The following is a 25581-nucleotide window of genomic DNA, read 5'->3' as shown; positions in this document are numbered from 1 at the left end:
AGCGCTGTGCTCAGACGTCGAACTTCACGCCCTGCGCCAGCGGCAGTGCGGTGGAGTAATTGACGGTGTTGGTGGCGCGGCGCATGTAGGCCTTCCAGCTGTCGGAGCCGGCTTCGCGGCCACCACCGGTTTCCTTCTCGCCGCCGAAGGCGCCACCGATCTCGGCACCGCTCGGGCCGATGTTGACGTTGGCGATGCCGCAGTCTGACCCGGCTGCCGACATGAACTGCTCGGCCTCGCGCACGTTGAGGGTGAAGATCGAGGACGACAGTCCGGCGCCCACGGCGTTGTTCCAGGCGATGGCCTCGTCGAACGTGCTGTAGCGCACTACGTAGAGGATGGGTGCGAAGGTTTCGTGCAACGCCGGGCCTTCGTGCTTTTGCAGTTCCACCAGCGCGGGGCGCACATAGTAGGCATCGCTGCCGCCCACGCCCTGCACGCGCTCGCCGCCGTGCACCGTGGCGCCCAGGGCACGTGCTTCGTCCAGCGCCTTCTGCATGCCGTCGTACGCGGCGCGGTCGATCAACGGGCCGACCAGGGTGCCGGCAGCGCGCGGGTCGCCCACCTGCACGTTGCCGTAGACCTTGGTGAGCTGCGGCACCAGCGTGTCGTAGATGCTGTCGTGCACGAACAGGCGGCGCAGGGTGGTGCAGCGCTGGCCGGCCGTGCCCATGGCCGCGAAGGCGATGCCGCGCAGGGCCAAGTCCAGGTCGGCCGTGGGCGCGACGATGGCGGCGTTGTTGCCACCGAGCTCCAGGATGGCGCGGGCAAAGCGCGCGGCCAGGCGCGGGCCGACGGCACGCCCCATGGCGGTGGAGCCGGTGGCCGAGAGCACGGCCACGCGCGCATCGTCCACCAGCACCTCGCCGATGGCGCGCTGGCCGATCAGCAGCTCCAGCAGGCCCTCGGGCGCATCGCCGAAGCGGGCCAGTGCGCGCTGGGCGATGGCATGCGTGGCCAGGGCGGTGAGGGGCGTCTTCTCGGACGGCTTCCACACCACGGAGTCGCCGCAGACCAGGGCCAGGGCCGCGTTCCACGACCACACGGCCACGGGGAAGTTGAAGGCCGAGATCACGCCGCACACGCCCAGCGGGTGCCAGGTTTCCATCATGCGGTGTCCCGGGCGCTCGGTGGCGATGGTCAGGCCGTAGAGCTGGCGCGACAGGCCGACGGCGAAGTCGCAGATGTCGATCATCTCCTGCACCTCGCCCAGGCCTTCGGAGGGGATCTTGCCGGCCTCCAGCGTGACGAGCAGGCCCAGGTCGTCCTTGGCGGCGCGCAGTTCTTCGCCCAGCAGGCGCACGAGTTCGCCGCGGCGCGGGGCCGGCACGTTGCGCCAGGCCAGGAAGGCCGTCTGCGCGCGGGCGATGGCGGCGGTGGCGTCGGCAGCCGACACCTCGTGCACGGCACCGATGGCCTCGCCGGTGATGGGCGAGCGCACCGGCAGGTCGCCGCCGGTGTAGGCGGCACGCGGCACGCCCAGGCGCTGCAGCAGTGCATCGACATCGGTCACGAGGGAGTGGGAGACAGCAGAGGGTGCGGACATGGCAGCATTCCAAAAATCAATGCGCCCAATATCGCCCAATCGCCGGGTGGCAGATAGCAAAAAATTGGAACAACTTGATTCGCAAATAGAATCAAGTCACGTCAACACCTGTGCCCACTTCGGGGATGAGGCAGGCACCACAGCGGTGCGCCAGCGGTGTAAACCCTGAGAATTATTCCCGATGAGCATGAATAGCCATGTTTCGCAAGACCTTCCTGCCACCCGTGGGCGACCTGCTCGCCTTCGAGGCGGCGGCACGCCACACCAGCGTCTCGCGCGCAGCGGAGGAACTGCACCTCACGCAGAGCGCGGTATCGCGCCAGATACGCCAGCTGGAGGAACAATTGGGCATGGCCCTGTTCCACCGCGTGCGCCAGCGCGTGGTGCTGACCGATGCCGGCCGCGTCTACGCCGCCGACGTGCGCGCCCTGCTGCAGCAGCTGTCGGCCGCCACGCAGAAGGCCATGGCGTTTTCGAGCGCGGGCGGCCTGCTCAACCTGGCGGTGCTGCCCACGCTGGGCACACGCTGGCTGATTCCGCGGCTGTCGGGCTTCATGGCGCTGTACCCCGATGCCACGGTGAACTTCTCGGCCCGCTCCGAGCCCTTCGACTTCGCGCAGGAGCCGATGGACGCGGCCATCCACTTCGGCGCACCGCACTGGGCCGGCGCCGTGTGCGAGTACCTGATGCACGAAGAGGTGCTGCCCGTGTGCAGCCCCCACTACCGCGCCCAGCAGGGCTTGCGCACGCCGGCCGACCTGGCAGGCGCCGTGCTGCTGCAGCAGAACACCCGGCCCACGCAATGGACGGAATGGTTCGAGCGCCTGGGCGCCCCCACCCCGCAGGCGCTGCGTGGCCCGCGCTATGAGCAGTTCTCGATGATCGCGCAGGCGGCCGTGTCGGGCCTGGGGGCGGCGCTGCTGCCGCGCTTTCTGATCGAGGGCGAGCTCGCTTCGGGGGCCCTGGTGGCCCTGTCCACCGACGTGCTCACCAGCAGCGAGGCCTACTACCTCGTCTACCCCGAGGCGCGCGCACAGACCCCGCTGGTCAAGGCCTTCAGGGACTGGCTGCTGGCGCAGTGTGCGGGCATCGCCACTGCCGCCCACTCCACCCTATAGATGGCTCTGTGCGTAGGCGTGGATGGCCTCTCCGAGAAACGCCACCATGCGCGGGTGGTAGGCATTGTGAAAGGCCTTCATGTCGGGGTTGTCGGCATAGAACAGTGCCGTGCCGATATAGGCCTCGCGTGACGGCGCATAGAAGCGTGACGCAATGGCATGGTGCCGCGCCATGAGGGCCTGGATGGCCGGCGCAAAAGGCTCGGCGCTGTCGATCAGCGGCGCCAGTTCCTCATAGAAACGCTGGAAATCCTGGTGCGCCCGGGCCTTGTCGACATGGGCCCACTGGTTGGTGGCGGCCAGCGAGGCGGCTTGTTCAGCGGCTTGCGCGTTGCGGCATTGCTGGAGGTATTCGGGGCTGGCGTCGTGCAGTGTGGTCATGGGTGCGGCACTTGGCCGTAGAGGAATGAGCACCGAATGTAGGCCGTGCACCGTGCTGCGGTGGCAGATCCATGCCACCCGCTGTGCCGGGCGTCACCGCCGCCCACCATTCGCACCGCGCACGTTGCGGGCGAACTACAGCAGAGCCGCCGCCATCATCGCCAGCCCGGCAATGCTCACGGCCCAGGTCGCCGTGCGAACATACGGAATACCGATGTAGTACACCGGGACGTAGACCATGCGCGCCCAGAAGAACACCTGGGCGCCCAGCACCACCTGGCTGCCGGTGCGGTTGCTGGCAGTGGCCGCCAGGCCCAGGATGGCAAAGAACACGAGGTTGTCGAAGCTGTTGCGCGCCGTGCGCTCGGCGCGGCCGGCAAAGACCCCCGGATCGGCCAGATGGTCGCGGTTGCCGAAGGCCAGCAGCAGGCCCGAGGGCGTCCAGGCGCGGGCGCGGATCAGGCTGGCCAAGACCACCAGCAGCCAGGTGATGATGGCAAAGTACACGACGAGGGTGAGGATGGGGTTCATGGCAGCCTGGGACAAGGGTGGTGGAAAGCGCCGCATCCATCGCACCTGGACAGGGCAGGAGCCCGCAGCATACGCCCCCGCGCCGCCGGGCTCAGTTCGGCGAGGCTGGCACGCCGCCGGGCACCAGGCGCTGCTCGGGCTGCTGCCCCGCCAGGCTTTGCGCGGGGCGGCGCAAGGTGGCATCGAAGGGATGGATGCGCGGCCCTATGGCCGCCGCCTCGCGCTTGAGCAGCTCCACCACGGTGGGCAGGCGGTCCTCATTGAGGCGCGCCGAGATGGTGCCCACGCTGAGCGCGGCCACGGCGCGGCCCTCGCGGTCAAGCACGGGCACACCCACGCCGGCCATGCCTTCGAGCAGGCCGGTGTTGCGGGCGGCATAGCCCGTCTGGCGCACGCGCTCGATCTCGGTGCGCAGGTAGACCTCGTCGTACACGCCGTACTCGCGCACCCGCGAGAGATTGAAGCGGATCACCTCCTCGCGCTCGGCCTCGGGCAGGAAGGCCAGGATGGACAAGGCACCCTGCCCCACCCCCAGTGCCACGCGCCCGCCGATGTCACCCGTGAATGACCGGATGGGAAATGGCCCCTCGCTGCGGTCCAGGCAGATCGCATCGAACCCGCTGCGCACCAAGAGGAAGATGCTGTCGCCCAGGCTCGCGCTCAGGCGCAGCAGCGCAGGGCGGCACAGGCTGCGCAGGTCGCCCGGGTTGCCGGCCTTGGCGGCCAGCGCGAAGAACTCGGTGGACAGCCGGTAGAGCTTGCTGCGCTCGTCCTGCTCGGCCATGCCCTCGGCCACCAGCGATTGCAGCAAACGGTGCGTCGTGCCCTGGGTCAGGCCCACGGCACGCGCCAATTGGGTGACCCGCCCGCCCTCGGCCTGCACCTCGGCCAGGGCGCGGATGACGGCAAACATGCGGGGCACGCCGCCCGTGGAGGTCGAAGCTGGTTCCATGCACTGCTCCTGTGGAATAGATGGCATTTTCGAAGTGCATCATATTCCATTAAACGGAATAAATTCAATAAAAATTCTGTTTAATGGAATACCCGATGCAAGCTGGCCTGATTACTGCAATACATTGAATCGAAAGCGCAAGACAGTCCACAGAACGCTGAAACCCGCACCGCACCGGTGCATACACGGGGCAGGCACGGGTGGACCGCCGCCGCGCAGCGATGAAACAGCGACCAGAAAGGCCCGTGCATGTCCTTCCTTCAACTCACTGACGTGACCAAGTTCTATGGCAGCACCTGCGCGGTGCAGGCCATGAACCTTTCGGTGGAAAAAGGCGAGTTCGTCTCGCTGCTGGGCCCCTCGGGGTGCGGCAAGACCACCACCTTGCAGATGGTGGCGGGCTTCGAGGCGGTGACCAACGGCCGCATCGAACTCGACGGCCGCGACATCACGCACGCCAAGGCCAACACGCGCGGCCTCGGTATCGTGTTCCAGAGCTATGCCCTGTTTCCGCACATGACGGTGGCCGACAACGTGAGCTTCGGCCTGGAGATGCGCAAGATGCCCAAGGCCGAGCGCAAGGAGCGCGTGGCCCAGGCGCTGGGCCTGGTGCACCTGGAAGCCCATGCCACCCGCTTCCCGCGCGAGCTCTCGGGCGGCCAGCGCCAGCGCGTGGCGCTGGCGCGCGCGCTGGTGATCGAGCCGCCCGTGCTGCTGCTCGACGAACCCCTGTCCAACCTTGATGCCAAGCTGCGCGAGGAAATGCAGTTCGAGCTGCGCCAGATCCAGCGCAAGGTGGGCGCGACCACCGTGATGGTCACGCACGACCAGAGCGAGGCCATGTCCATCAGCGACCGCGTGGTGGTGATGGAGGCCGGCCGCGCCACGCAGATCGACCACCCGCACCGCGTGTACGAGCACCCGCGCACGCGCTTCATTTCCACCTTCGTGGGCAAGGCCAACCTGCTGCCAGGCAAGGTCACGGCCAGCGGCGCGGCACGCACCCATGTGGCGGTGGGTTCGCTGGCGGTGCAGGTCGAGGGCCCGGAGTTTCGACCCGGCGCCGCCGTGCTGCTCAGCGTGCGGCCCGAGAAGCTGCAGTTGGTGCCCGCCGTGCAGGGCCGGCTCGACGGCGAGGTGGGCGAACGCTTCTTCCTGGGCAGCCAGTGGCTGTACCGCGTAGCCACGCCCGTGGGCGACCTGATGGTGCTGGTGCCCAATGACGGCCGCAACGCGCTCAACGAGGGCGATCGCACCGGTGTGGACTGGCCTGACCACTGCATGCGCCTGCTGCCCGCCGACGAGGCCGCCGTGGCCGAACCCGAGGCCGAGGTGGCCCCATGAGCAGCGCCACCCGCAAGGCCGTGCCCTGGTGGCTGTCGGCCCCGGCGCTGGTGCTGTTCACCTGCCTGCTGCTGGTGCCGCTGGCGCTCACGGCCGTGCTGTCGTTCAATGCCTTCGACCCGATGACGGGCGTGAAGGCCGGCGAGTTCACGCTGGAGCACTACGCCCACGTGTTCACCGACTCGTACTACCACGCCATCTTCTGGCGCACCTTCTGGATCTCGGCGCTGGTCACCGTGATCTGCGTCGCCATCGGCGCGCCCGAGGCCTACATCCTGAGCCGCATGGGCAACCCCTGGCGCTCGGTGCTGCTGCTGGTGGTGCTGGCCCCGCTGCTGGTCTCGGTGGTGGTGCGGGCCTTCGGCTGGAGCATGCTGCTCGGGCCCGAGGGCCTGGTCAACGGGACGCTCAAGCTCGTCGGCATCGGCCCGGTGAAGATGCTCTACACCGAGATCGCCGTCATCGTGGCGCTGGTCCACGTGATGCTGCCCTTCATGGTGATCCCCGTGTGGACCTCGCTGCAAAAGCTCGACCCGGGGGTGCAGAACGCGGCCCTGTCGCTCAAGGCATCGCCCTTCACCACACTGCGCCGCATCGTGCTGCCGCAGGTGCTGCCGGGCATCCTCTCGGGTAGCCTGATCGTGTTCGGGCTGGCGGCCAGCTCGTTCGCCATCCCCGGCCTGCTGGGTGGGCGGCGCCTGAAGATGGTGGCCACCGTGGTCTACGACGAGTACCTGCACGAACTCAACTGGCCGCTGGGCGCGGCCGTGGCCCTGACCCTGCTGGTGGCCAACCTGGTGGTGATGCTGAGCTACAACCGCCTCGTCGAAGGCCGCTACAAGAAGGCGTTGGGATGACCATGACGATCCCGCAGGAAATCTGACCATGCACAAGAACGGCCCCCTCGCCCTGGCGTTCAACGCCCTCGTCATCGCCTTCATGCTCGCGCCCCTGGTGGTCGTGTGCGTGGTGGCCTTCACGCCCGAGAACACACTGACCCTGCCGACCACCGAGTTCTCGCTGCGCTGGTTCAGGGCGGTGTTCGAGCACCCCGACTTCGTGCAGTCGTTCTGGAACAGCCTGTGGCTGGCGCTCGCGTCGGCCACGCTGGCCACAGTGCTGGCCGTGCCCGCGGGCATTGCCATCACGCGCTACGACTTCCCTGGGCGCGGCTTTCTCAACGGGCTGTTCCTGTCGCCGCTGATCATTCCGCACCTGGTACTGGGCGTGGCCCTGCTGCGCCTGTTCGCGCTGGTGGGCGGCACGGGCAGCTTCGGCTGGCTGGTGCTGGCGCACGCGCTCATCGTCACGCCCTACACGCTGCGCCTGGTGGTGGCGGCGCTGGTCGGGTTCGACCGCAGCGCCGAGCACGCGGCACTCTCGCTCGGTGCCAGCCAGGCCACGGTGTTCACGCGCATCACGCTGCCGATGATCCTGCCGGGAGTCACCGGCGGGTGGCTGCTGGCCTTCATCAACAGCTTCGACGAGGTGACCATGTCGATCTTCGTCACCTCGCCGAGCACGGTGACGCTGCCGGTGCGCATGTACATGTACGCCACCGAATCCATCGACCCGCTGATGGCTGCCGTGTCGGCCCTGATGGTGGCCGTGACGGCCTTCGCCATGGTGCTGCTGGACCGCGTCTACGGCCTGGACCGCGTGCTGGTGGGGCGCAAGTAAGCCCATGGCCACGACGACCTCCCCTGCATTGCCACTGCTGCGCCGCGTGGCCGAAACCGCGCGCAAGGCCGTGCCTTTCATGCTCGATGGCCAGCCGGCCAGCGCCCTCGAAGGCGACACCGTGCTCACCGCCATCCTCACCTTGCAGGCGCGTCTGCGCCACAACGAGTTCAGCCACGAGCCGCGCGCCGGCTTTTGCATGATGGGCGCCTGCCAGGACTGCTGGGTGCAGACCGACAGCGGCGAGCGCCTGCGCGCCTGCGCCACCTTCATCGCGCCGGGCATGGCCCTGCGCACCGGGGAAGGCGCGGCATGAGCAACCCCACCCTGCAGGCCGTGATCGTGGGCGCAGGCCCCGCCGGCATACGCGCCGCGCAGACCCTGGCCGCGCATGGCGTGCGCCCCGTGCTGCTCGACGAAGCGGCGCGTGGGGGCGGCCAGATCTACCGGCGCCCACCCGCGCACTTCCAGCGTCCGGCGTCGGCCCTGTACGGCACCGAAGCCGCGCGCGCCACCGCCGTGCATGCCGCGCTCGACGGCATTGCGGACCAGATCGACTACCACCCCGACAGCCTGGTCTGGAACGCCCAGGGCGGTTTCCTCGACGTGCTGCACTGCACCACGCAGACCACGCGCAGCGTGCCCTACCGCCAGCTCATCGTGGCCAGCGGCGCGGCCGACCGGGTGCTGCCCGTGCCGGGCTGGACGCTGCCAGGTGTCTACAGCCTGGGCGGCGCGCAGGTGGCGCTCAAGTTCCAGGGCTGCACCATCGGCAGCCGGGTGGTGCTGATGGGCACCGGGCCGCTGCTGTACCTGGTGGCCTACCAGTACGCACGCGCCGGCACCACCGTGGCAGCCGTGCTCGACACTGCGCGCCTGGCCGACCAGGTGGCCGCCGTGCCGGCCATGCTGACCCAGCCCGCCGTGTTCGCCAAGGGCGTGTACTACGTGGGCTGGCTGCGCGCGCATGGCGTGCCCATCCATACTGGCGTGCGCCCCGTGCGCGTGCTGGGTGACGAACGCGTGGATGGCGTGGTGTGGAGCGACGGTACGCGCGAACACACACTGGCCTGCGACGCCGTGGGCCTGGGCTACGCCCTGCGTTCCGAGACCCAACTGGCCGACCTGCTGGGCTGCCGCTTTGCCTGGGCGCCCCTGCAGCGAGCCCATTTGCCCGAGCGCGATGGCGCCGGCCGCACCAGCGTGGCGGGGGTCTACCTGGCAGGCGACGGCGCGGGCATCATGGGTGCCGATGCGGCCGAGTGGGCCGGCGAGCGTGCCGCCCTGGCCTTGCTAGCCGACCAGGGGGGGTCCGTGGACACCGCCCGCGCCCAGGAACTCGAGGACAAGCTCACCCGGTTGGCGCGCTTTCGCGAGGGGCTGGAGCGGGCCTTTCCCTTCCCCACCGACTGGGCCGCTCAGGCACCCGACGAGCTGGTGGTGTGCCGCTGCGAGAACGTCACGGCCGGCCAGTTGCGCGCCACCGTGCGCGAGACTGGCGCCGACGAGATGAACCGCCTGAAGGCGCTGACCCGCGTGGGCATGGGGCGCTGCCAGGGCCGCAGCTGCGGCGTGGCGGCGGCGGAGATCCTGGCCCACGCCACCGGCAAGCCGGTGGAACTGGTGGGCCGGCTGCGTGGCCAGGCACCGATCAAGCCGATTCCCATCCACCTGCAGGCCGCCAGCCAGCACACCGGAGCCGCTGCATGAGCGCCGCCGCACCCCACCTGACCAGCAACCCGCGCTTGATGGACACCGACGTGGCCATCGTCGGCGGCGGCATCGTGGGCGCCTCGGCGGCACTCGCACTGCGCCGCCGGGGCGTGGACGTGGTGCTGCTCGAACGCGACCTGTGCGGCTCGCGCTCGAGCGGCGTGAACTACGGCGGCGTGCGCCGCCAGGGCCGCCCCCTGAGCCAACTGCCGCTGGCACAGCGTGCCCACGAAATCTGGGGCCGGCTGCCCGAGCTGCTGGGCACCGATGGCGAGTACCAGCGCACCGGCCATTTCAAGATTGCGCGCAGCGAAGACGACCTGGCTGCGCTGGAGCGCTACGAGGCCATGAGCCGCGACTACGGCCTCGGGATCGAGCTGCTCTCGGGCCAGGGGCTGCGCGAGCGCTGCCCCTGGCTGGGCGGCAAGGCCGTGGGTGGATCGCTCTGCCGTGAGGACGGGCAGGCCAACCCGCGCCTGGTGTCCCCCGCGTTCGCACTGGCCGCCCGGCGCGCGGGCGCCCATATCTTCGAGCGCACGCCCTTGACCGAGGTGGAGCACGACGGCCGGCAGTTCACGCTGCGCTCGGGCTCCGCGCTCACGGTGCGTGCGCCCATGCTCATCAACTGCGCAGGTGCGTGGTCGGGCCCGCTGGCCACCCAGTTCGGCGAGGCCGTGCCACTGCAGTCGGGCCACCCGGCCATGGCCGTGACCGAGCCCCTGCCCTTCTTCATGCACTGGAGCCTGGGTGTGGAGGGCGGCAGCATCTACTGCCGCCAGGTGGCACGCGGCAACCTGGTGCTGGGCGGCGGTTCGGGCGTTGGCCTGGATGCGGACCGTGCACGCTCGGAGCGCAGCGCCATCGCGGCGCTGGCGGTGCAGGCCATCGAGCTGCTGCCGGTGCTCAAGCACGCACATTTCATCCGCACCTGGAGCGGCACCGAGGGCTACCTGCCCGACCGCCAGCCCGTGCTCGGCAAGAGCCACACCACGCCCGGCCTGCTGCACGGCTTCGGCTTTGCGGGGGCGGGCTTTCAGATCGGCCCGGCTGCCGGTGAAGTGCTGGCCGACCTGGCCCGCGACGGCCGCAGCAGCACACCCACCGACGCCTTTTCCATCGGGCGCTTTTTCCCTGCCAGCGCCCCGGCAGCCGCTGCTGCCCATTGAGTTTCGATCCCCTGACCGCTACCCTTCCAACACCCTGAAAGGAAAGACCCCATGACCTCTTCTCGCCAGACCTCTTTTGTGCGCCGTGCGCTGCTGACAACAGCCGCGGCGGCTGCGCTGGCCGCCAGCGGCATGGCCGGTGCCCAGACGAAAACGATCTACATCGGCATGAACGGCGGCACAATGGAGAAGGCGTACACGCAGTACGTCTTTCCCGCGTTCGAGAAGCTGCATGGCGCCAAGGTGGTGGTGGTGCCGGGCACCTCGTCGGACATCCTGGCCAAGGCGCAGGCCAACAAGGACAGGCCGCAGATGCACGTGATGTTTCTTGACGACGGCATCATGGTGCGCGCCATGGGCATGGGCCTGTGCCAGAAGCAGCGGCCCAACCCCCACCTCAATGAGATCTACCCCGCCGCCCGCTTCAAGGACGACCTGGCCAGCGGTGTGAGCCTGGGTATGACGGGCATCGCCTACAACACCAAGATGTTCACCGAGAAGGGCTGGGCGCCACCGACCTCGTGGATGGACTTCGCCGATCCCAAGTACAAGGGCAAGGTGGTGTTCCAGTCCATGCCCTCCTCTTCCTTCGGGCTGCATGGCTTTCTGATGTTCAACCGCATTCAGGGCGGCAACGACAAGAACGTGGAGCCCGGCTTCAACAACTGGGCCAAGACCATCGGCCCGAACGTGCTCGAGTACATCCCGAGCTCGGCCAAGATCTCCGAGATGGTGCAGACCGGCGAGGCAGCGATGTTCCCGCTGACCCCCACGGCCGTGGCCGCGCTCAAGTCCAAGGGCATCCCGGTGGAGTACGCGCAGCCCAAGGAAGGCTCGGTGGTGCTGATGGTGGGCCAGTGCGTGATCGCCAACAACAGCGAACCCGAGCTGGCGCAAAAGCTTGCCGAGTTCCTGCTGAGCCCGCTGGCCCAGGCCAACGTGCTGCAGTTCGGCGCGCAGATCCCCACCAACCCCAAGGCCCCGGCCGTGGGCGAAGGGGCAGCGCAGGTGGCCCAGATCAGCCAGTGGATGAAGAATGCCGTGACGCTGGACTGGGACAGCGTGAACGCCAACCGGCCCGCCTGGAACGCGCGCTGGAACAAGAACATCGAGCGCTGATCGGCGACTGCGGCAGGGGATCCTGGTCGCGCGGCAACCTGGTGGGGCCACGCGATCCGGGCATCCGTGACAAAAGTCACCCAGCCTGCCGACACCTCTGGCGCGCGATGCGCCAAACAGCCTGCAGGAATTCAGAATCCGCTCCATCGAGTTTCTGAGCTCATTCCTACAAGGCTTCCCCACCATGAAACGCTGGATGAAATGGACGGCTGGCAGCGCCCTGGCACTGGGCGTGCTGGTTGCCGCCACGGCCGCCACCGGCCTGTACCTGGCCGAGCAAAAGCGCAACCGCTACATCGACATCAAGCCGCGCCCCGTGGCCTACACCACCGAGGCGCAGACCATCGAGCGCGGGCGCTACCTGTTCACCTCGCGCGGCTGCACCGACTGCCATGGCGCGCAGGGCACGGGCCGCGAGTTCGTCAACGATGGCAGGGGCACCCGGCTGGCCGGCCCCAACATCACGCCGGCCGGCGTGGTGGCGCGCTACCAGCCCGAGGACTGGAACAACGCCATCCGCCACGGCGTCAAGCCCAACGGCCGCCCGCTGCTGGTGATGCCCAGCGAAGACTACAACCGCCTGACCAACGACGACCTGAACGCCCTGGTGTCCTATGTGCGCCAGTTGCCCGCCAAGGAGGGCACGCCCGCTGCCATCGAGCTGCCGCGCCCCGCCTGGGTGCTGTACGGCCTGGGCGTGATTCCCGACGCGGCCTCGCGCATCGACCACCACCAGGCGCCCTCGCGCCCCGTGCCCGCAGGCGTGACGGTGGCCAACGGACAGTACGTGGCGAACATGTGCATCGGCTGCCATGGCGCCAGCCTGGCGGGCGGCAAGATCCCCGGCGGCCCGCCGGACTGGCCGGCCGCCGCCGACATCCGCCCCGGCAAGGACAGCGCGATGGCCCGCTACCCCACGGTGGAAAGCTTCGTGGCCATGCTGCGCAACGGCAAGCGGCCCGATGGCACGCCGATCCAGGTCATGCCCTTCGAATCGCTGGGCCAGCTCAGCGATGTGGATGCGCGCGCCCTGTATGCCTACCTGCAGGCCCTGCCCGCCGATGGCAGCATGCCCCCACCCCCCGCAGCCGAGGTGGCATTGAACCGGTGAATGGATCCAGTCAGTGCGTGTGCTGCCCCGGCGGCTGCGCCTGGCTGTACGAGCCCATCGGGCCACCCGGTGCGCTGGACGGAGGCGGCGCACGGCGCACGCGAGGTACCACGCTCAGTTGCACCGTGTCGAGCACCGGCGTGGCCAGCACCTGCACGGCCTTGCGCGGCAGGTCCACCAGTTGCTCGGCATGCCACACACGCACCTGGGCCGCGCCCTCCGGCACGCTGGCAAAGCGGGCGATGCCGTTGTCGTCGGTCTTGAGCGTCCAGGCCGAATCGGTCACGAAGATGTGCCCGCGCATGGAACCATGCAGGTGGCAACCCAACAGCACCACGCCGGCAGCGTCGAGCTTTGCGTCGGCAAAGTTGGCGGGCTTGCCATCGGCCTTGCCCGCCAGCCGCAATTCGAAGCCGCTGGCGCCTGGCGCCGCGCTGGCCACGGGCGTGGCGGAGTTGCCGCGCACATGGTGGTCCCAGCGGTCCTGGTTGGTAAAACGCACCGTGGTGCCAGGCACCACCACCGTCACGGCGGGCACGAAGCGCATCTTTTCCTGCTCGATCACCGGGCTGGGCGCCATGAGGGTCGGTGCGGTACCTGCACCGACCGGGGGGTAGACCACCACCACGGCATCGGGCACAGGTTTGCCGTCCCTGTCCAGGACCTGGATCTGCACATTGCCGGCAAGGGCGCCAGTGGCCGCAGCAAATGCGGCAAAGGCGAGAAGCGCACTTTTCGTCATCATGGGCATCCTCCTCAGCGAACGGTGATCACGTCGCGGTGCATGGGTGCCAGCAAGGCCAGCAAGCGGTTCTGCTGCGCGAAGGGAATACCCTGCGCGTCCATGGAGCCTTGCAGCACCTCGACCAGTGCGTGGAAATGGCCCTTGTTGATGTCCATGTCCGCATGCGCCGATTTCATATCGGCGCCTTCATATTTGCAAGGCCCCCCGCTGAGCTGGCAGAACTGGTCGGTCAGGCTCTCCTTGAGGGCTGCGGGCTTGACGTCCTTGAAATGGGCACCGATGCGCGGGTCTTTCACTACGCGGTCCACGAAGTCATCCACCAGCCGGGTGATGCCGGGCTTTTCGCCCAGCGCCTGGTACAGGCCAGCGGGGGCTGCGGACTGGGCCAGGGCGGGGGCTGCCAGCAGGCTGGCGAAGGCAAGGCCAAAGGCCATCAGGGTCTTTTTCATGGCTGTCTCCAAAACTACCAGGTATCCGTTGTTAAATGTGCTGCACGCCACCCGCGACGCACGAAACTGGCGCGGCCAAGGCCAGTGCCCCCGCGCAAGGGCCGCCCCGCCGCGCTGGGGGCGTCCCCCTCCCGACTCGCGCAGCGAGTCGAGAGAGGGGGAAGGCGCGAAGCGACTCAGGGGGTGTTTCATTTCAAAACGCGGCCTGGGCCGACAGGTAATAGCCCGTCTGGCGCCGGCCCTGGGTAACGCCGGGCACGATGCGGCCCAGGTCCACGTAGGCCAGTGTGAACGACAGGTGCTTGCTCGGGGCCCAGGCCACGAAGAGGTCTTTCCAGTCGTCCTCGCGCAGCCCGGCGCCCAGACCCGCTGAAGCGCCCAGCGCCTGCAGGTTGTTGGGCTTGAAGCGGTATTCAGCCCCTACGGCAACGTTCTTGCTCACCAGGTACGCCACCGAAAACTCGGGCTGCAGGCTGCGGCCGTTCTTGCCGGGCGCGGCAGAGCCGAAGCCCAAAAGCCCGTTCTGGTTGGCATTGGTGGAGCGCAGCGTGGCATTGACCAGCAGGCTCTGGGCCAGGAACAGCTTGGTGGCACTCACGTACAGATCGGTGCCGCTGTCTTTCACGCCCAGGAAGTTGTAGACCGACTGGATGGAGCCGGGGCTGGCCCGCTTGTGCTCGATGCCCACCGCGATCTGCGGCATCCAGGTGTCGGCGTCGAGCACGGCGTCGCCAGCGACCTTGACCTTCAGGCCCACCACGTCCATCTTGATGTGCTGGCCCGGCGTGACGCCGAAGGCGGCGACCCCATTGAGCGCGAGTGCTGGCGAGGCATCGAAATCCTGCCGTGCCAGTGACAGTTCGACCCGGTCGTACAAGCCTACCGCCACGCCGTAGCCGGTCAGGCTGTAGTCCTGGGTGCCGACACGCGTGGCGTAGCCGCTGAAGCCGACTTCGCCCTGGGTGGCATTGCTGCCGATCACGGCCCAGGGTGTGAGGCCGCCACCGGCCGAGCCGGCAATGGTGCTGACGCCGCCGGTCAAAAGCAGCTTGCCGGTGTCGGCGCGGGCGGCGCCGGCCACCGCGACAAGGCCGATGCCCAGGCCCAGGGCAAGCGCCCGGGCCATGGGCGAAAGGGAGGAAGGAGGCAGTGTTTTCATCGGGGCGTCTCCGGGGATGTCGGTGCTGTCAGCAGATGTTGCACCTTCCATTACGCACCGTGTTCACGGCTGGATGCAACAAAAAGCATCCGCCCTCAATTTTTGCGGAAAAACCACGCCGCCGCGCCAGCCGCCCAGTCTGCTGGGCCGTTGCGCCGCCTACAGCATGCGCTGGATCAGCTCGCCCTTGAACAGCACAGGCCCCGTGGGGCCGCCCGCGCTGGGCACGCCTCCGCGCGGCTCCAGGCTGATGGCCAGGGCCGGCACCTGGCGCACGTCGGCTTCGCCGGCCGTCAGGTTGAGCAGCTTTTCCTGGCCCAGCACGCCCAGCGAGCGCGGGCCGCCCGCTGGCGGCAACGCCCACAGCTGCAGCGACTTGTCCGCCCCCTCCTGGAAGCCGCCCACGCGTTGCAGCACCAGCTGGTTGTTCTTGGGGTCGAAGGTCACCAGCATGGAGGCGGCGGCCTTGTCATCGGCCAGCACGGCCACGTACTGGATCTGCGGCGCGGCCTGCAGTTGCTGGCGCAGCTCGGCAATCTGGGCACCGCTGCTGGCACGCAGCCCGCCATTGACCTGCACGCCGACCACCACGGCCACCAGCGTGGCAAGGGCCCCCGCTGCCGCGGCGCCACGCCACAGCAGCAGGCTGCGCAGCCAGCCGCCGGGCCCGACAGCTCCTGGCAAGGCCGGCTCCTGGCTCGCCAGGCGCGCGGCCTGCATGGCCTGGGCCTGCCGGTCGGCCTGCACCAGGTTGTCGATGCGTTTCCAGACGGCCGCATCGGGCTGGGCCAGCTCCTGCAATTCAGCCAGGCCCGACCAATGGGTCTGCCACACCAGGGCGGCAGCACGCACCGCCGCGTGCTCGCGGGCCAGGGTTTCGAAGCGGCGGCGTGCGCCGCCGCGCAGGGTGCCCAGCGCGTAGCTCGCCGCCAGGCGGTCGAGCAGTTCGGGGTGTTGGGTAATGTTCATGGTGCCCCCTCAGATGTAACGGGCCATGCACTGGCGCAACTGCTCCAGGCCACGTCGGATCCAGCTCTTCACAGTGCCCAGGGGCAGTTGCAGCTGCTCGGCCAGTTCGCTGTGGCTCTGGTCGCGCAGGTAGGCCAGGCTCACCACCTCGCGCTGCTTGTGTTCGAGCTTGCCCAGGCACTGGTGCAGTGCAAAGGCTTGCTCGCTGGCCTGGGTCACGTCCATGGGGTTGGGCGAATCGCCCTCCAGGGTCTGCGCCATCTCGTCGTCGAACTCATTGGTGAGGTCGCTGCGCTCGGAGCTGCGCTTGCGCAGCGCGTCCAGGGCGCGGCTGCGCACGATCAGCCCCATCCAGGCCATGGGCGGGCTCAGCGAGGCACGGTAGTTGCCCGCACCGCGCCAGATGCTCAAAAATGCTTCCTGCAGCACATCTTCCGCCACGTCGCGGTGGCGCACGATGCGCAGCGCCAGGCCGAACAGCTTGGACGAGGTGCTCTCGTACAAGGCTTTCAGCGCGGAGTCGTCCTGCGCGGCGATGCGGTCAAGGAGGTACATCAGTTCACTGTCTGGGGTGAGGGTGCTCATGCGCCGATTGTGTGGGAAAGGCCGGAAGTCACGTAGGAAGTTCCAGGTGGTCTGCTGTGGATACGCCACAAACCGGCGTCTGGATGCACTGGCGGGCCTTTGTGCCCCCGGAAAAGCGCCACCATGCAGACAGCGCGCACTGGCTGCATCCAATGGGAGGCCTGTTGCGTATAGAGCGGGCAAGGCAAAGGGCGAGGCCTTGCAGCCGCCGCCCCTTCTCCCCATCGACCCGCTTGGCCTCATGAACAACAGCATCCCACCGAACTTCCACGCCCCCTTCACGCCACACCCTGGCATCTTGCAGGGACGCTGCGATGCGGGCTGAGGCGAAAGGGGTGATCGCGGCTTTGGCCGCAAGCGTGCTGTGGATGGCCAGCGCCAGCGCATCCGCCCAATCGGTGGAACGCGGGCGCGCCGTGTACAAAGAACACTGCGCGGGCTGCCACAGCGTGGACGTGCACCGTGAGGGCCCGGCCCACCGGGGCGTGGTGGGCCGCCGTGCTGGTGCCCTCAAGGACTACGAGTATTCACCCGCGCTGCAGAGCAGCAAGCTGCTGTGGACGCGGGCTACACTCAAGGCTTGGCTGACCGACCCCGAGGCCCTGATCCCGGGCCAGGCCATGGACTACAGCCTGGACAACGCGCAGGAGCGCGAAGATGTGGTGGCCTACCTGGCCACGCTGAGGCGGCTGACGGCCGTGCCTGCCCCCTGACATGGAACCCCGCTACCACTGGGCGCAGATGCCCACCAGCCCCGCCAGCACCAGGGCCAAGCCGATGCCTTCGGTGCGCGACAGGCTTTCGCGGAACATGCGGCGCGACACCAGGTAGCTGAACAGCACCTCGACCAGGCCCAGCGTGCGCACGTCCGACGCCGGGCGCATGGCGTAGGCCGTGAACCAGGCAATGGACGCCAGCGCCCCCATGGAGCCCGCCACCACCGACAGCCGCCAGGCACGCTCAATCGCTCCGGCCACGCCGGGCTGGCGCGCCAGCAGCCAGCCGCCCAGCACAATGCTTTGCAGCAACTGCGCCCAGAACACGCCCCAGGCGCCGGCCACCCAGGGCGCCACGCCATCGCCCAACGTCAGCGACGCCCCGCGGAACCCCACGCTGGCAAGGGCAAAGCACGCACCCGAGGCCAGGCCATAGGCGACCAGCTTGCTGCCGCCGCCCTCACCGGACCGCAGCGTGCGCCAGCCGCCCGCAGGCAGCGACAGCAGCACCACTCCCAGCGTGGCGACGGCCATGGCGCCAAAGGCCAGCGGGCCCGGCAGTTCCTGCAGCAGCACGGCCGAGAACAGCGCGACCTGCAGCACCTCGGTCTTGGAATAGGCCACCGCAAGCACGAAGTTGCGCTCCTTCATCGCCAGCAGCAGGAAGGCCGTAGCACCCACCTGCGTTAGCGCGCCCATGACCAGCCAACCCGCATAGGGCAGTGAAAAGTGGGGAACCGGGTAGCCCGCGCCCACCCAGGTGAGCCCCGCCACCCAGGCCGTGGCCAGCGGCAGCCCGTAGAGAAAGCGCACCAGCGTGGCGGCCAGCGTGCCCAGCTCGGCAGTGACCGAGCGCTGGGCCGCGTTGCGTGCCGTCTGCGCGAGTGCGGCCCAAAGGGTGAGGGGAATCCAGGCCCAGGCCATCCATGAAAGCGTCATGTGTCGGTTATAGCGCGCTGCCGAGGCGCCCAGCCCACTCCAAAGGACACGGCGGCCATGCAGGCTGGAGAAGGCCCGCGAGCTTGCCGGGCGCCTACACCGGGTACGTGCCCGGCAGCAGGATCGAGCGGTCCACCGTGTTGATGTTGGTATGGCCGCAGAAGGCCATGGTGACGTCCAGTTCCTTCTGGATGATCTGCAGCGCGCGGGTCACGCCCGCCTCGCCGAAGGCGCCCAGGCCGTAGAGGAAGCTGCGGCCGATCAGCGTGCCTTGCGCGCCCAGGGCGCGGGCCTTGAGCACGTCCTGCCCGCTGCGGATGCCGCCGTCCATCCAGACCTCGATGTCCTTGCCCACCGCCTGGGCGATGGCCGGCAGCGCGGCGATGGATGAAGGCGCACCGTCGAGCTGGCGCCCGCCGTGGTTGCTGACGATGAGCGCATCGGCCCCGCTGTCCACGGCCAGGCGCGCGTCCTCGGCATCCATGATGCCCTTGAGCACCAGCTTGCCGCCCCAGCGCTTCTTGATCCATTCCACGTCGCCCCAGTTGAGCTGGGGATCGAACTGTTCTGCCGTCCAGGACGACAGCGACGACAAATCGCCCACGCCCTTGGCGTGGCCAACGATATTGCCGAAGCTGCGGCGCTTGGTGCCCAGCATGCCCATGCACCACTGCGGCTTGGTGGCCAGGTTGATGAGGTTGCGCAGGGTGGGCTTGGGCGGGGTGGACAGGCCGTTCTTGATGTCCTTGTGGCGCTGGCCCAGGATCTGCAGGTCGAGCGTGAGCTGCAGCGCCGAGCAGTTGGCGGCCTTGGCGCGGTCGATCAGGCGTTCGATGAAGTCGCGGTCGCGCATCACGTAGACCTGGAACCAGAAGGGGTGGCGGCCGGTGTTCTCGGCAATGTCTTCGAGCGAGCAGATGCTCATGGTGGACAGCGTGAACGGGATGCCGAAGGCCTTGGCCGCACGCGCACCCAGGATCTCGCCATCGGCATGCTGCATGCCCGTGAGGCCGGTGGGCGCAATCGCCACGGGCATGGCCACGTCCTGGCCGAGCATGGTGGTGCGGGTGCTGCGCCCTTCCATGTTGACGGCCACGCGCTGGCGCAACTTGATGCCCTGGAAGTCGGCCGTGTTGGCGCGGTAGGTGCCTTCGGTGTACGAGCCTGAATCGGCATAGTCATAGAACATGCGCGGCACGCGGCGCTGGGCGACCACGCGCAGGTCTTCGATGCAGGTGATTTTGGACAGGTCAGGCACGGGGTCCCCTTGTTATGGATGCAGCGCATCGTAGCCCCGCCGCAGCCGGGGCAGCATGAAGGCTTTTGCGCGTGCATTGAAATTTTTGCATGGCGGCTCACCGCCGGGCGAGTGCCACGCCAGCGATGGCCACCACAAAGCCCGCGAGTTGGATGGCCGAGAGCGTCTCGCCAAAGATGAACCAGGCCTGCAGCGCCGACAGCGGCGGCACGGCCAGCAGCAGGGCCGTGGTGCGCGTGGCCTCGCCCCGGCGCATGAGCCAGATCAGCAGCGTGGCCCCGCCAATGGACAGCACCAGCACCGAGAACGCCAAGTAGCCCCAAAGCGCGGCCGAATTGTCCCAGTGCGGCTGGCCGACCGCGCCCGCCATGGCCAGCAGCACCGCCACGGCACCGATGTTCTGCACGGCACTGGCACTGCGCAGGTCGTCGCCCGCGGCCAGCGGCGACTTCTGCACCATGGAGCCCAAGGTGAGCGAGAAGATGCTGCCCGCCGCGACCAGCACCACGGGCAGCGACAGCGCGCTGGCATCGGCCGCCTGCAGCCGCGGCAGCAGCACCATGCCCACGCCGCCAAAGCCCAGCGCCAGCCCGCCCCAGGTGGTGGGCGACAGGCGCTTGCCGAGCACCGCCACGGCCAGCAACGCAGTGAACAATGGCTGCAACGCCCCGATGAGCGACATGATGCCCGCCGCCAGTCCCCGCGACATGGCCCACCAGCTGGGCCCCAGGTACAGCCCGCTCATGAGCGCGCCGGCCAGCAGGTGCATGGCGATACGCCGCCATCCCTTGGGCCAGGCGGCCCGCACCCAGAGTGCCGCACCGATGAAGGCAACAGCCACACAGGCAAAGCGCAATGCCAGGAACCAGAAGGGGTCTGCATGGCTGGCCACGCCGCGCCCCGCAAGAAAGCCCGTGGACCAGATCAGGACGAACAACACCGGGGCGAGCGCATGCATGGGAGGCAATGAAAAAGCGGACAGAGCCGCCAAGCATAGACGCATGCCGCCCCCTGCGCTGCGCAGGCCCCGGCAACGCGCGGGCGCGTCAACCCAGTTCGGGCAGTAGTTGCTTGATCACCCGTGGCTCGGCCCCGGGGCCCGCGTACAGCATGAACTGCAGGCGGCCGCTGCGCTTGGCGGTGTACATGGCGGCGTCGGCGTGCTGCGTGAGCTCTTCGAAGGTGTTGCCATGCGCGGGAAACACGGCGATGCCGCCACTCAAGCCGATGGACAGGGGCTCGCCTGCGAGGTCGAACGGGGTGGCCGCCGTCGCCAGGATCTTGCGCGCCACGCTGCAGGCGCCCTCCACATCCTCCAGGCCCGGCAGCAGCACCACGAACTCATCGCCGCCCTGGCGGCACACCGTGTCCGACTCACGCACGGCGCCTTTGAGGCGCTGGGCGAACTGCACCAGCAGCCGGTCACCCATGTCATGCCCCAGGCGGTCGTTAACGCCCTTGAAGCCATCGAGGTCGATGTACATCACGGCCAGGCTGCGGCCGTCGCGCCGCGCGTGCGCAATCGCCAACTGGGCCCGGTCCTGCAACAGCAGGCGGTTGGGCAGGTCGGTCAGCGCATCGTACTGCGCCAGGTGGGCCATGCGCGCCTGCATGGCCACCGCCTCGGTCACGTCGCGCAGCACGGCCACCGCACCGGTCACCGCGCCGTGGCGGTCGGTGATGGGGCTGGCGGTTTCCTGCACGTCGAAACGCTGGCCCGACGTGCGGTGGTGCACTACGCCGCGCACCGACACCTCCTGGGCTACGCCCTGGATGGCCTGGCGCAGCGGACTGGGCATGGGCATGCCGGTGGCGGGATCGTGCAGGCAGACCACGGCGTCGACCTGGCTGCCGGCGGCGTCAAAGGCCTGCCAGCCGGTGAGGCGCTCGGCCACGGGGTTCAGGTAGGTGATGGAGCCCTGCGCGTCGGTGCAGATCACTGCGTCACCGATGGACTGCAGCGTCAGGCGGATGCGCTCCTTCTCCTCGAACAGTTGCTCCTCCATGCGCTTGCGGTCGGTGATGTCAGTGGTCTGCGAGAAGACGCCGCGCACCGCGCCGCCATCCATGTCGGGCACGTAGGAGACGATGGCATGGCGCAGCACGCCGGTCTTGTCGGCCACCGTGCACTCGAAGAGCTGGCGCTCACCGCGCAGCGCGCTGCGCAGGAAGGGCTCGCACATGGCGTACAGAGAAGGGCCCAGCAGCTCGCGGCAGTGCCTGCCGCGCAACTGTTCGGCGGGTATGCCGAACCAGGTGTCATATGCACTGTTGGCAAAGCGGTTGGCCAGGTCCGCATCCCAATAGCTCACCAGCGAAGGCAGGTTGTCCAGGATGGTCTGGCGGTCGCGTTCGGCCAGGCGCAGCTCGGCGCTCACGGCCTGGCGCCGCAGAAGTTCACGCACGAAGAGCATGGCCAGCCCTACGCAGCCGGCCATCAGCAGTACCGAGAACACCCCGAGCACCCAGGCGCTGCGGTGCCATTTGGCCAGGACGGTGTCGCTCGACTGCGCCACGTTCACGATCAGCGGGTACGCCCCCACATGCTCCCAGGCCTGCAGCTGGCGCGTGCCGTCGGTGCCAGCCGCATCGACCGCGTCAATACCCACCGCGTCAGCCTGCAGCCGTGCCAGGGCGGCCGTGCCGGCAATGGAGGTGTTCACATCAGCCTGGTGCTGCGGAAAACGCGAGATCAGCAGCCCATCGGTTCGGTACAGGTCCACCCGGCTGCCGGCCCCCAGATCGAGCGAACCGAACAGCCCGTCGAAGTAGCTCAGGCGAATGGCTCCGACCACCACCCCCGCGAAGGAACCGTCTGCGCGGTGGTAGGCCCTCGTCACCGGAAGAATGTACAAGCCGGTGAGGCGCGAGGGCACGGGGCGGCCCACGTGCAACCCCTGGTGGCTGCCTTTGGCAAACACAAGGAAATAGTCCCGGTCGGCAAAATTGGCCTGGCGTGGCTTCAGGGTGGAAGAGTCCAGTACCACGTCGCCCCGGTCATCGACCACCAATACCGATCCCGAGCCCGGCACCTGCAGGGAGTTGTCGAACAGCACACCGTTGCGGATATCGGCGGGCAGCGCCATGACCTCGGGGCGCTCGAGCCCTGCCACTACACCTTTGAGCGACTCGTCGAGCGAGCGGAGAGTGCCGCCAATACTGCGCTCCAGTGTGCTTGCCAGATTGGCGTTGGTGCGGCTGGCGTAGTCCCAACTGTCTTCCCGCATTGTCCAGATCGTTCGGGCAAACAGCAGGCCGATGCCCAGGGACACCAGCAGCGCCAGCCAGATCAGCCTATGGGAGAAAAACTGGCGGGAAAAATGCATGGACAAACTGGCATGGCAAGGGAGGCATTACGCACACCTCCCGGTTAGTTGCAACACAGTGTAACGTTGGCGATAGCCCGCCCATGGCCAGAAAGGCGGGGCTTTCCAGGCACTTATTTGCGAGACAGCACGCCCGCCCCCCGCACTTCGAACTGCAGCGTGTCATGCACCTTGCCATGTGCATCCACCAATTCCAGCTGGTGCCGCCCAGGCCAGGGCGGCCAGGCCCAGCGTGCACCACGCCCCTGCTCGCGCCCGTCGATGCGCCAGCGCAGGTCGCGCCCACCACTGGCCACGAACTGCAGGCGCTGGCGGTCGGGGGGGATGTCGGGATCGAGCGCAATGATCGTGCCCGGCACCGGCGCCAGGATCCGCGCCGAGGGATCGTCGGCGGCCTCCACCGCTGCTGCAGGCAAGGCCCGGGAAGGTTTGGCGCCGCGTCTGGCGACCACTGGTTCGTCGGTGGGCCCCAGGTCGATGGCGAAGCGCGCCTGCTGGGTACCGGGGACGAACCATTCCTGGCGCGCGGCCTCCAGCGGCAGCGATGCCGCAGCCCCCGCCGCACTCCCCTGCGCAGCCTGCAAGGCGCCGAACTGCACGGCCTGGCGCACCAGGCCCTTGGGAGCGGCTGGCGCGCGGCTGGGTTCGCGCGCATGCAGGAAGGCCATCACTGCGGCCCAGATGGGTGCCGCGCCGCTGGTGCCACTCACGTCGTGCATGGCGGCGCCGCTGGCGTTGCCGACCCACACGCCCACGGTGTAGCGCTCGGACCAGCCCACGGCCCAGTTGTCGCGCATGTCCTTGCTGGTGCCGGTCTTCACGGCCGACCAGAAGCGCGTGGCAAGCACGCTGTCGGTGCCGAAGGTGCGCGAGCGCGCATTGCCATCGGACAGGATGTCGCCCACGATGAAGGCTGCGCCGGCATCGATGGCCCGCACTGGCGCAGCGCCGGGCTGGGCGGGCCACACGCGCACGGAGCCCCGGCTGCCGCCATTGGCCAGGGTGCGAAAGGCGTTGGTCAGGTGCAGCAGCGGCACCTCGGGGCTGCCCAGGGCAAGGCTGTAGCCGAAGTAGTCACCGCTCTCGCGCAACGGCAGGCCCAGGGCGCCGAGCTGGCGGTGGAAGGCATCGGGCGTGACCATGACCAGCGTGCGCACGGCCGGCACGTTGAGCGAGGCGGCCAGCGCCGTGCGCGCCGAGACCCAGCCCTTGAACTGGCGGTCGTAGTTCTGCGGGATGTACAGGCCGCTGGCGGTGGCGATGTGCGCGGGCGAGTCGTCCACCAGCGAGGCCGCGGTGAGCCGCCGCTCTGCAATGGCCTGGGCGTACAGGAAAGGCTTGAGCGTGGAGCCCGGCTGGCGCAGGGCCTGCACGCCATCGACCTCGCCGGCCTGGCTCAGTTGCCCCGACGAGCCCACCCAGGCGAGCACGGCGCCCGTGGCGTTGTCGAGCACCAGCACCGCACCGTCCTCGACGTTGCGGCCCTGTAGCTCGCGCAGGTGCTGGGCCAGCGTCTGCACGGCAAAACGCTGCAGGGGCGCCCGCAGGGTGCTGGCCACCCGTTCAGGCACGGGGGCCGCGCCCGGCACGGCCTGCTGCTGGCGCAGCAGGTAGCGGGCGAAATGGGGCGCAATGCCCTCGCTGGCGTCGAAGGCCCGGCGCTGCAGGGCCGCGGTGACGAACAGGTCCAGCGCATCGCAGTCCACGCGCACCGCGGGCTGACCGGGGCGCTGCTGCAGGTCGCGCAGCACGCCGCAGGCCCGCTGCGACACGAGTGCAGGCCGGGCATTGGGGGCGCGCACCAGCGCAGCGGCCACGGCCGCCTCGCGGTCATCGAGCCCGTGGGCGGCCTTGTCGAACAGGGTGCGGCTCAGCGCATCGATGCCCACCAGCTCGCTGCGAAACGGCACCAGGTTGAGGTAGGCCTCCAGCACCTGGTCCTTGCGCCAGCGGCGGTCCAGCACCTGGGCGGCCACCGTCTGGCCGAGCTTTTGCACCACGCTGCGCCCGCCCGGCCCCTGGCGCCAGTCGCCGTCGAGCAGGCCGGCCAGCTGCATGGTGATGGTGCTGGCACCGCGTGTGCGCTGGTTCCACAGGTTGCCCCAGGCCGCCGCCGATGCCGCGCGCCAGTCCACCCCGCTGTGCTCGTAAAAGCGCTTGTCCTCGCTGAGCACCAGGGCCGCGCGCAACGCGGGCGATACATCGGCCAGCGGCACCCACTGGCCCCGGCGCACGGTGGCATCGGTGCGCAGGCGCTGGACGACCTCACCCTCCTGCGAGAGGACCAGGGTGTCCGAGGGTTTGAAGTCCTGGCGCACCTCGGCGAAGGTGGAGATGGCGTGGGCAGGCAGCGCCACTGCGGCCGCCAAGGCCAGCGCCAGACGGCGCCACCACAGGCATGCTTCACGCACCGGGATGCTCCCGTTCAAAACGCTTTTCCGCTTCGGTCAGGTGGTGCAGCAGCACGTGCGAGATCAGGTTCACGCCGATCCCCCCGAACACCACGGGGAGCACATACAGGGCAATCGACAGTTCGGAGAGAAACACCGCATCGTCGGCCATCGAGGGGGTATGCCGGGCCAACGCCGCAAGGCTTTGCAGCAGGTAGACGTCGACCCCGGCAATCAGCACCAGTGCAATGCCAAAGCCCAGCACCGCCAGGCGCGAGATGGCGCGGGTACGCAGCAGCGCCGCATAGATGCCCGCAGGCAGCACCAGCGAGAAGACCACCAGCACCCAGAACCGCAGCTCCACGAAGACGCTGGCGTTCATGG

General features: G+C 68.7%; 25 protein-coding genes. 10 read left to right on the top strand and 15 right to left on the bottom strand.

What is annotated here, in order from left to right; genetic code table 11:
* Nucleotides 1–10 precede the first annotated feature (10 nt).
* Nucleotides 11–1546 (bottom strand): L-piperidine-6-carboxylate dehydrogenase, encoded by a 1536-nt coding sequence (amaB, locus tag ACSQ9E_RS03490; protein ID WP_436216927.1) that lies wholly within the window; start codon nt 1544–1546, stop codon nt 11–13.
* Between the two features lie 197 nt (nt 1547–1743).
* Between amaB and ACSQ9E_RS03485 the strand changes: the two genes are divergently transcribed.
* Nucleotides 1744–2664, top strand: a complete 921-nt coding sequence (locus tag ACSQ9E_RS03485; protein WP_436216926.1) for a LysR family transcriptional regulator — start codon at nt 1744–1746, stop codon at nt 2662–2664.
* Here ACSQ9E_RS03485 and ACSQ9E_RS03480 read toward each other — a convergent pair.
* The 3 genes from ACSQ9E_RS03480 to ACSQ9E_RS03470 all read right to left on the bottom strand — a co-directional run bounded on the left by ACSQ9E_RS03480 (nt 2659) and on the right by ACSQ9E_RS03470 (nt 4528).
* A complete protein-coding gene (locus ACSQ9E_RS03480) occupies nt 2659–3045 on the bottom strand; it encodes a TipAS antibiotic-recognition domain-containing protein (protein ID WP_436216925.1) in 387 nt (128 codons plus the stop codon). The genes ACSQ9E_RS03485 and ACSQ9E_RS03480 overlap by 6 nt on opposite strands.
* A gap of 135 nt (nt 3046–3180) precedes the next feature.
* Nucleotides 3181–3576 (bottom strand): MAPEG family protein, encoded by a 396-nt coding sequence (locus ACSQ9E_RS03475; protein ID WP_436216924.1) that lies wholly within the window; start codon nt 3574–3576, stop codon nt 3181–3183.
* 91 nt (nt 3577–3667) lie between these two features.
* Nucleotides 3668–4528 carry an IclR family transcriptional regulator gene (locus ACSQ9E_RS03470; RefSeq protein ID WP_057202076.1) on the bottom strand — a complete coding sequence of 287 codons (861 nt, stop codon included), beginning with the start codon at nt 4526–4528 and terminating at the stop codon, nt 3668–3670.
* Nucleotides 4529–4777: 249 nt separating this feature from the next.
* Here ACSQ9E_RS03470 and ACSQ9E_RS03465 point away from each other — a divergent pair, with 249 nt between their 5' ends.
* The 8 genes from ACSQ9E_RS03465 to ACSQ9E_RS03430 all read left to right on the top strand — a co-directional run bounded on the left by ACSQ9E_RS03465 (nt 4778) and on the right by ACSQ9E_RS03430 (nt 12661).
* Nucleotides 4778–5872: an ABC transporter ATP-binding protein gene (locus ACSQ9E_RS03465; RefSeq protein ID WP_436216923.1), complete on the top strand. Its 1095-nt coding sequence runs from the start codon at nt 4778–4780 to the stop codon at nt 5870–5872.
* On the top strand, nt 5869–6729 hold the full coding sequence (locus tag ACSQ9E_RS03460) for an ABC transporter permease (RefSeq protein ID WP_057202074.1): 861 nt from the start codon (nt 5869–5871) through the stop codon (nt 6727–6729). Before ACSQ9E_RS03465 ends, ACSQ9E_RS03460 begins: the two co-directional genes overlap by 4 nt.
* A gap of 28 nt (nt 6730–6757) precedes the next feature.
* Nucleotides 6758–7552 (top strand): ABC transporter permease, encoded by a 795-nt coding sequence (locus ACSQ9E_RS03455; RefSeq protein WP_057202073.1) that lies wholly within the window; start codon nt 6758–6760, stop codon nt 7550–7552.
* Between the two features lie 4 nt (nt 7553–7556).
* Nucleotides 7557–7868 (top strand): (2Fe-2S)-binding protein, encoded by a 312-nt coding sequence (locus tag ACSQ9E_RS03450; protein WP_057202072.1) that lies wholly within the window; start codon nt 7557–7559, stop codon nt 7866–7868.
* A complete protein-coding gene (locus ACSQ9E_RS03445; RefSeq protein WP_436216922.1) occupies nt 7865–9262 on the top strand; it encodes an FAD-dependent oxidoreductase in 1398 nt (465 codons plus the stop codon). Before ACSQ9E_RS03450 ends, ACSQ9E_RS03445 begins: the two co-directional genes overlap by 4 nt.
* Nucleotides 9259–10431, top strand: coding sequence for an NAD(P)/FAD-dependent oxidoreductase (locus tag ACSQ9E_RS03440; RefSeq protein ID WP_436216921.1), 1173 nt, complete (start codon nt 9259–9261; stop codon nt 10429–10431). The genes ACSQ9E_RS03445 and ACSQ9E_RS03440 overlap by 4 nt, the downstream gene beginning before the upstream one ends.
* 51 nt (nt 10432–10482) lie before the next feature.
* A complete protein-coding gene (locus ACSQ9E_RS03435) occupies nt 10483–11550 on the top strand; it encodes an ABC transporter substrate-binding protein (RefSeq protein ID WP_427999661.1) in 1068 nt (355 codons plus the stop codon).
* 184 nt (nt 11551–11734) lie between these two features.
* Nucleotides 11735–12661, top strand: a complete 927-nt coding sequence (locus tag ACSQ9E_RS03430) for a c-type cytochrome (RefSeq protein ID WP_436179405.1) — start codon at nt 11735–11737, stop codon at nt 12659–12661.
* Between the two features lie 10 nt (nt 12662–12671).
* On the opposite strand, the gene ACSQ9E_RS03425 is transcribed toward ACSQ9E_RS03430, so the two are convergent.
* From ACSQ9E_RS03425 to ACSQ9E_RS03405, 5 genes are all read right to left on the bottom strand, one after another.
* The gene (locus ACSQ9E_RS03425) at nt 12672–13406 is read right to left on the bottom strand and encodes a cupredoxin domain-containing protein (protein WP_235514439.1); all 735 of its coding nucleotides are present in this window, start codon (nt 13404–13406) and stop codon (nt 12672–12674) included.
* An 11-nt stretch (nt 13407–13417) separates the two neighbouring features.
* Nucleotides 13418–13855 carry a group I truncated hemoglobin gene (locus ACSQ9E_RS03420; RefSeq protein WP_057202067.1) on the bottom strand — a complete coding sequence of 146 codons (438 nt, stop codon included), beginning with the start codon at nt 13853–13855 and terminating at the stop codon, nt 13418–13420.
* A gap of 193 nt (nt 13856–14048) precedes the next feature.
* Complete coding sequence (locus ACSQ9E_RS03415) at nt 14049–14981, bottom strand: DUF3034 family protein (RefSeq protein WP_436220180.1); 933 nt, start codon at nt 14979–14981, stop codon at nt 14049–14051.
* A gap of 192 nt (nt 14982–15173) precedes the next feature.
* On the bottom strand, nt 15174–15983 hold the full coding sequence (locus ACSQ9E_RS03410; protein WP_436179406.1) for an anti-sigma factor: 810 nt from the start codon (nt 15981–15983) through the stop codon (nt 15174–15176).
* A 9-nt stretch (nt 15984–15992) separates the two neighbouring features.
* Entirely contained in the window at nt 15993–16568 is a 576-nt protein-coding gene (locus ACSQ9E_RS03405; RefSeq protein WP_057202064.1) for an RNA polymerase sigma factor, read from the bottom strand.
* Nucleotides 16569–16903: 335 nt separating this feature from the next.
* On the opposite strand from ACSQ9E_RS03405, the gene ACSQ9E_RS03400 reads away from it, so the two are divergent.
* Entirely contained in the window at nt 16904–17281 is a 378-nt protein-coding gene (locus ACSQ9E_RS03400; protein WP_436179407.1) for a c-type cytochrome, read from the top strand.
* Between the two features lie 12 nt (nt 17282–17293).
* Here ACSQ9E_RS03400 and ACSQ9E_RS03395 read toward each other — a convergent pair whose 3' ends face one another.
* The 6 genes from ACSQ9E_RS03395 to ACSQ9E_RS03370 form a co-directional block, all read right to left on the bottom strand.
* Complete coding sequence (locus ACSQ9E_RS03395) at nt 17294–18223, bottom strand: EamA/RhaT family transporter (RefSeq protein WP_436216920.1); 930 nt, start codon at nt 18221–18223, stop codon at nt 17294–17296.
* Nucleotides 18224–18317: 94 nt separating this feature from the next.
* Nucleotides 18318–19481 carry an alpha-hydroxy acid oxidase gene (locus ACSQ9E_RS03390; RefSeq protein WP_436216919.1) on the bottom strand — a complete coding sequence of 388 codons (1164 nt, stop codon included), beginning with the start codon at nt 19479–19481 and terminating at the stop codon, nt 18318–18320.
* A gap of 97 nt (nt 19482–19578) precedes the next feature.
* Nucleotides 19579–20439, bottom strand: coding sequence for a DMT family transporter (locus tag ACSQ9E_RS03385; RefSeq protein ID WP_057202060.1), 861 nt, complete (start codon nt 20437–20439; stop codon nt 19579–19581).
* Nucleotides 20440–20527: 88 nt separating this feature from the next.
* On the bottom strand, nt 20528–22807 hold the full coding sequence (locus ACSQ9E_RS03380; protein ID WP_436216918.1) for a diguanylate cyclase domain-containing protein: 2280 nt from the start codon (nt 22805–22807) through the stop codon (nt 20528–20530).
* Between the two features lie 113 nt (nt 22808–22920).
* Entirely contained in the window at nt 22921–25218 is a 2298-nt protein-coding gene (gene pbpC / locus ACSQ9E_RS03375) for a penicillin-binding protein 1C (RefSeq protein ID WP_436216917.1), read from the bottom strand.
* Nucleotides 25211–25579 carry a hypothetical protein gene (locus ACSQ9E_RS03370; protein WP_057268415.1) on the bottom strand — a complete coding sequence of 123 codons (369 nt, stop codon included), beginning with the start codon at nt 25577–25579 and terminating at the stop codon, nt 25211–25213. Before ACSQ9E_RS03370 ends, pbpC begins: the two co-directional genes overlap by 8 nt.
* Between the last annotated feature and the right edge of the window lie 2 nt (nt 25580–25581).

This window comes from Acidovorax sp. LjRoot118, from assembly GCF_964253575.1.
In the GTDB taxonomy this organism is placed as follows: Bacteria; Pseudomonadota; Gammaproteobacteria; order Burkholderiales; family Burkholderiaceae_C; genus Acidovorax.
Note: the sequence above shows the minus strand (reverse complement) of the source record. Positions and strands in the feature narration are given on the sequence as shown.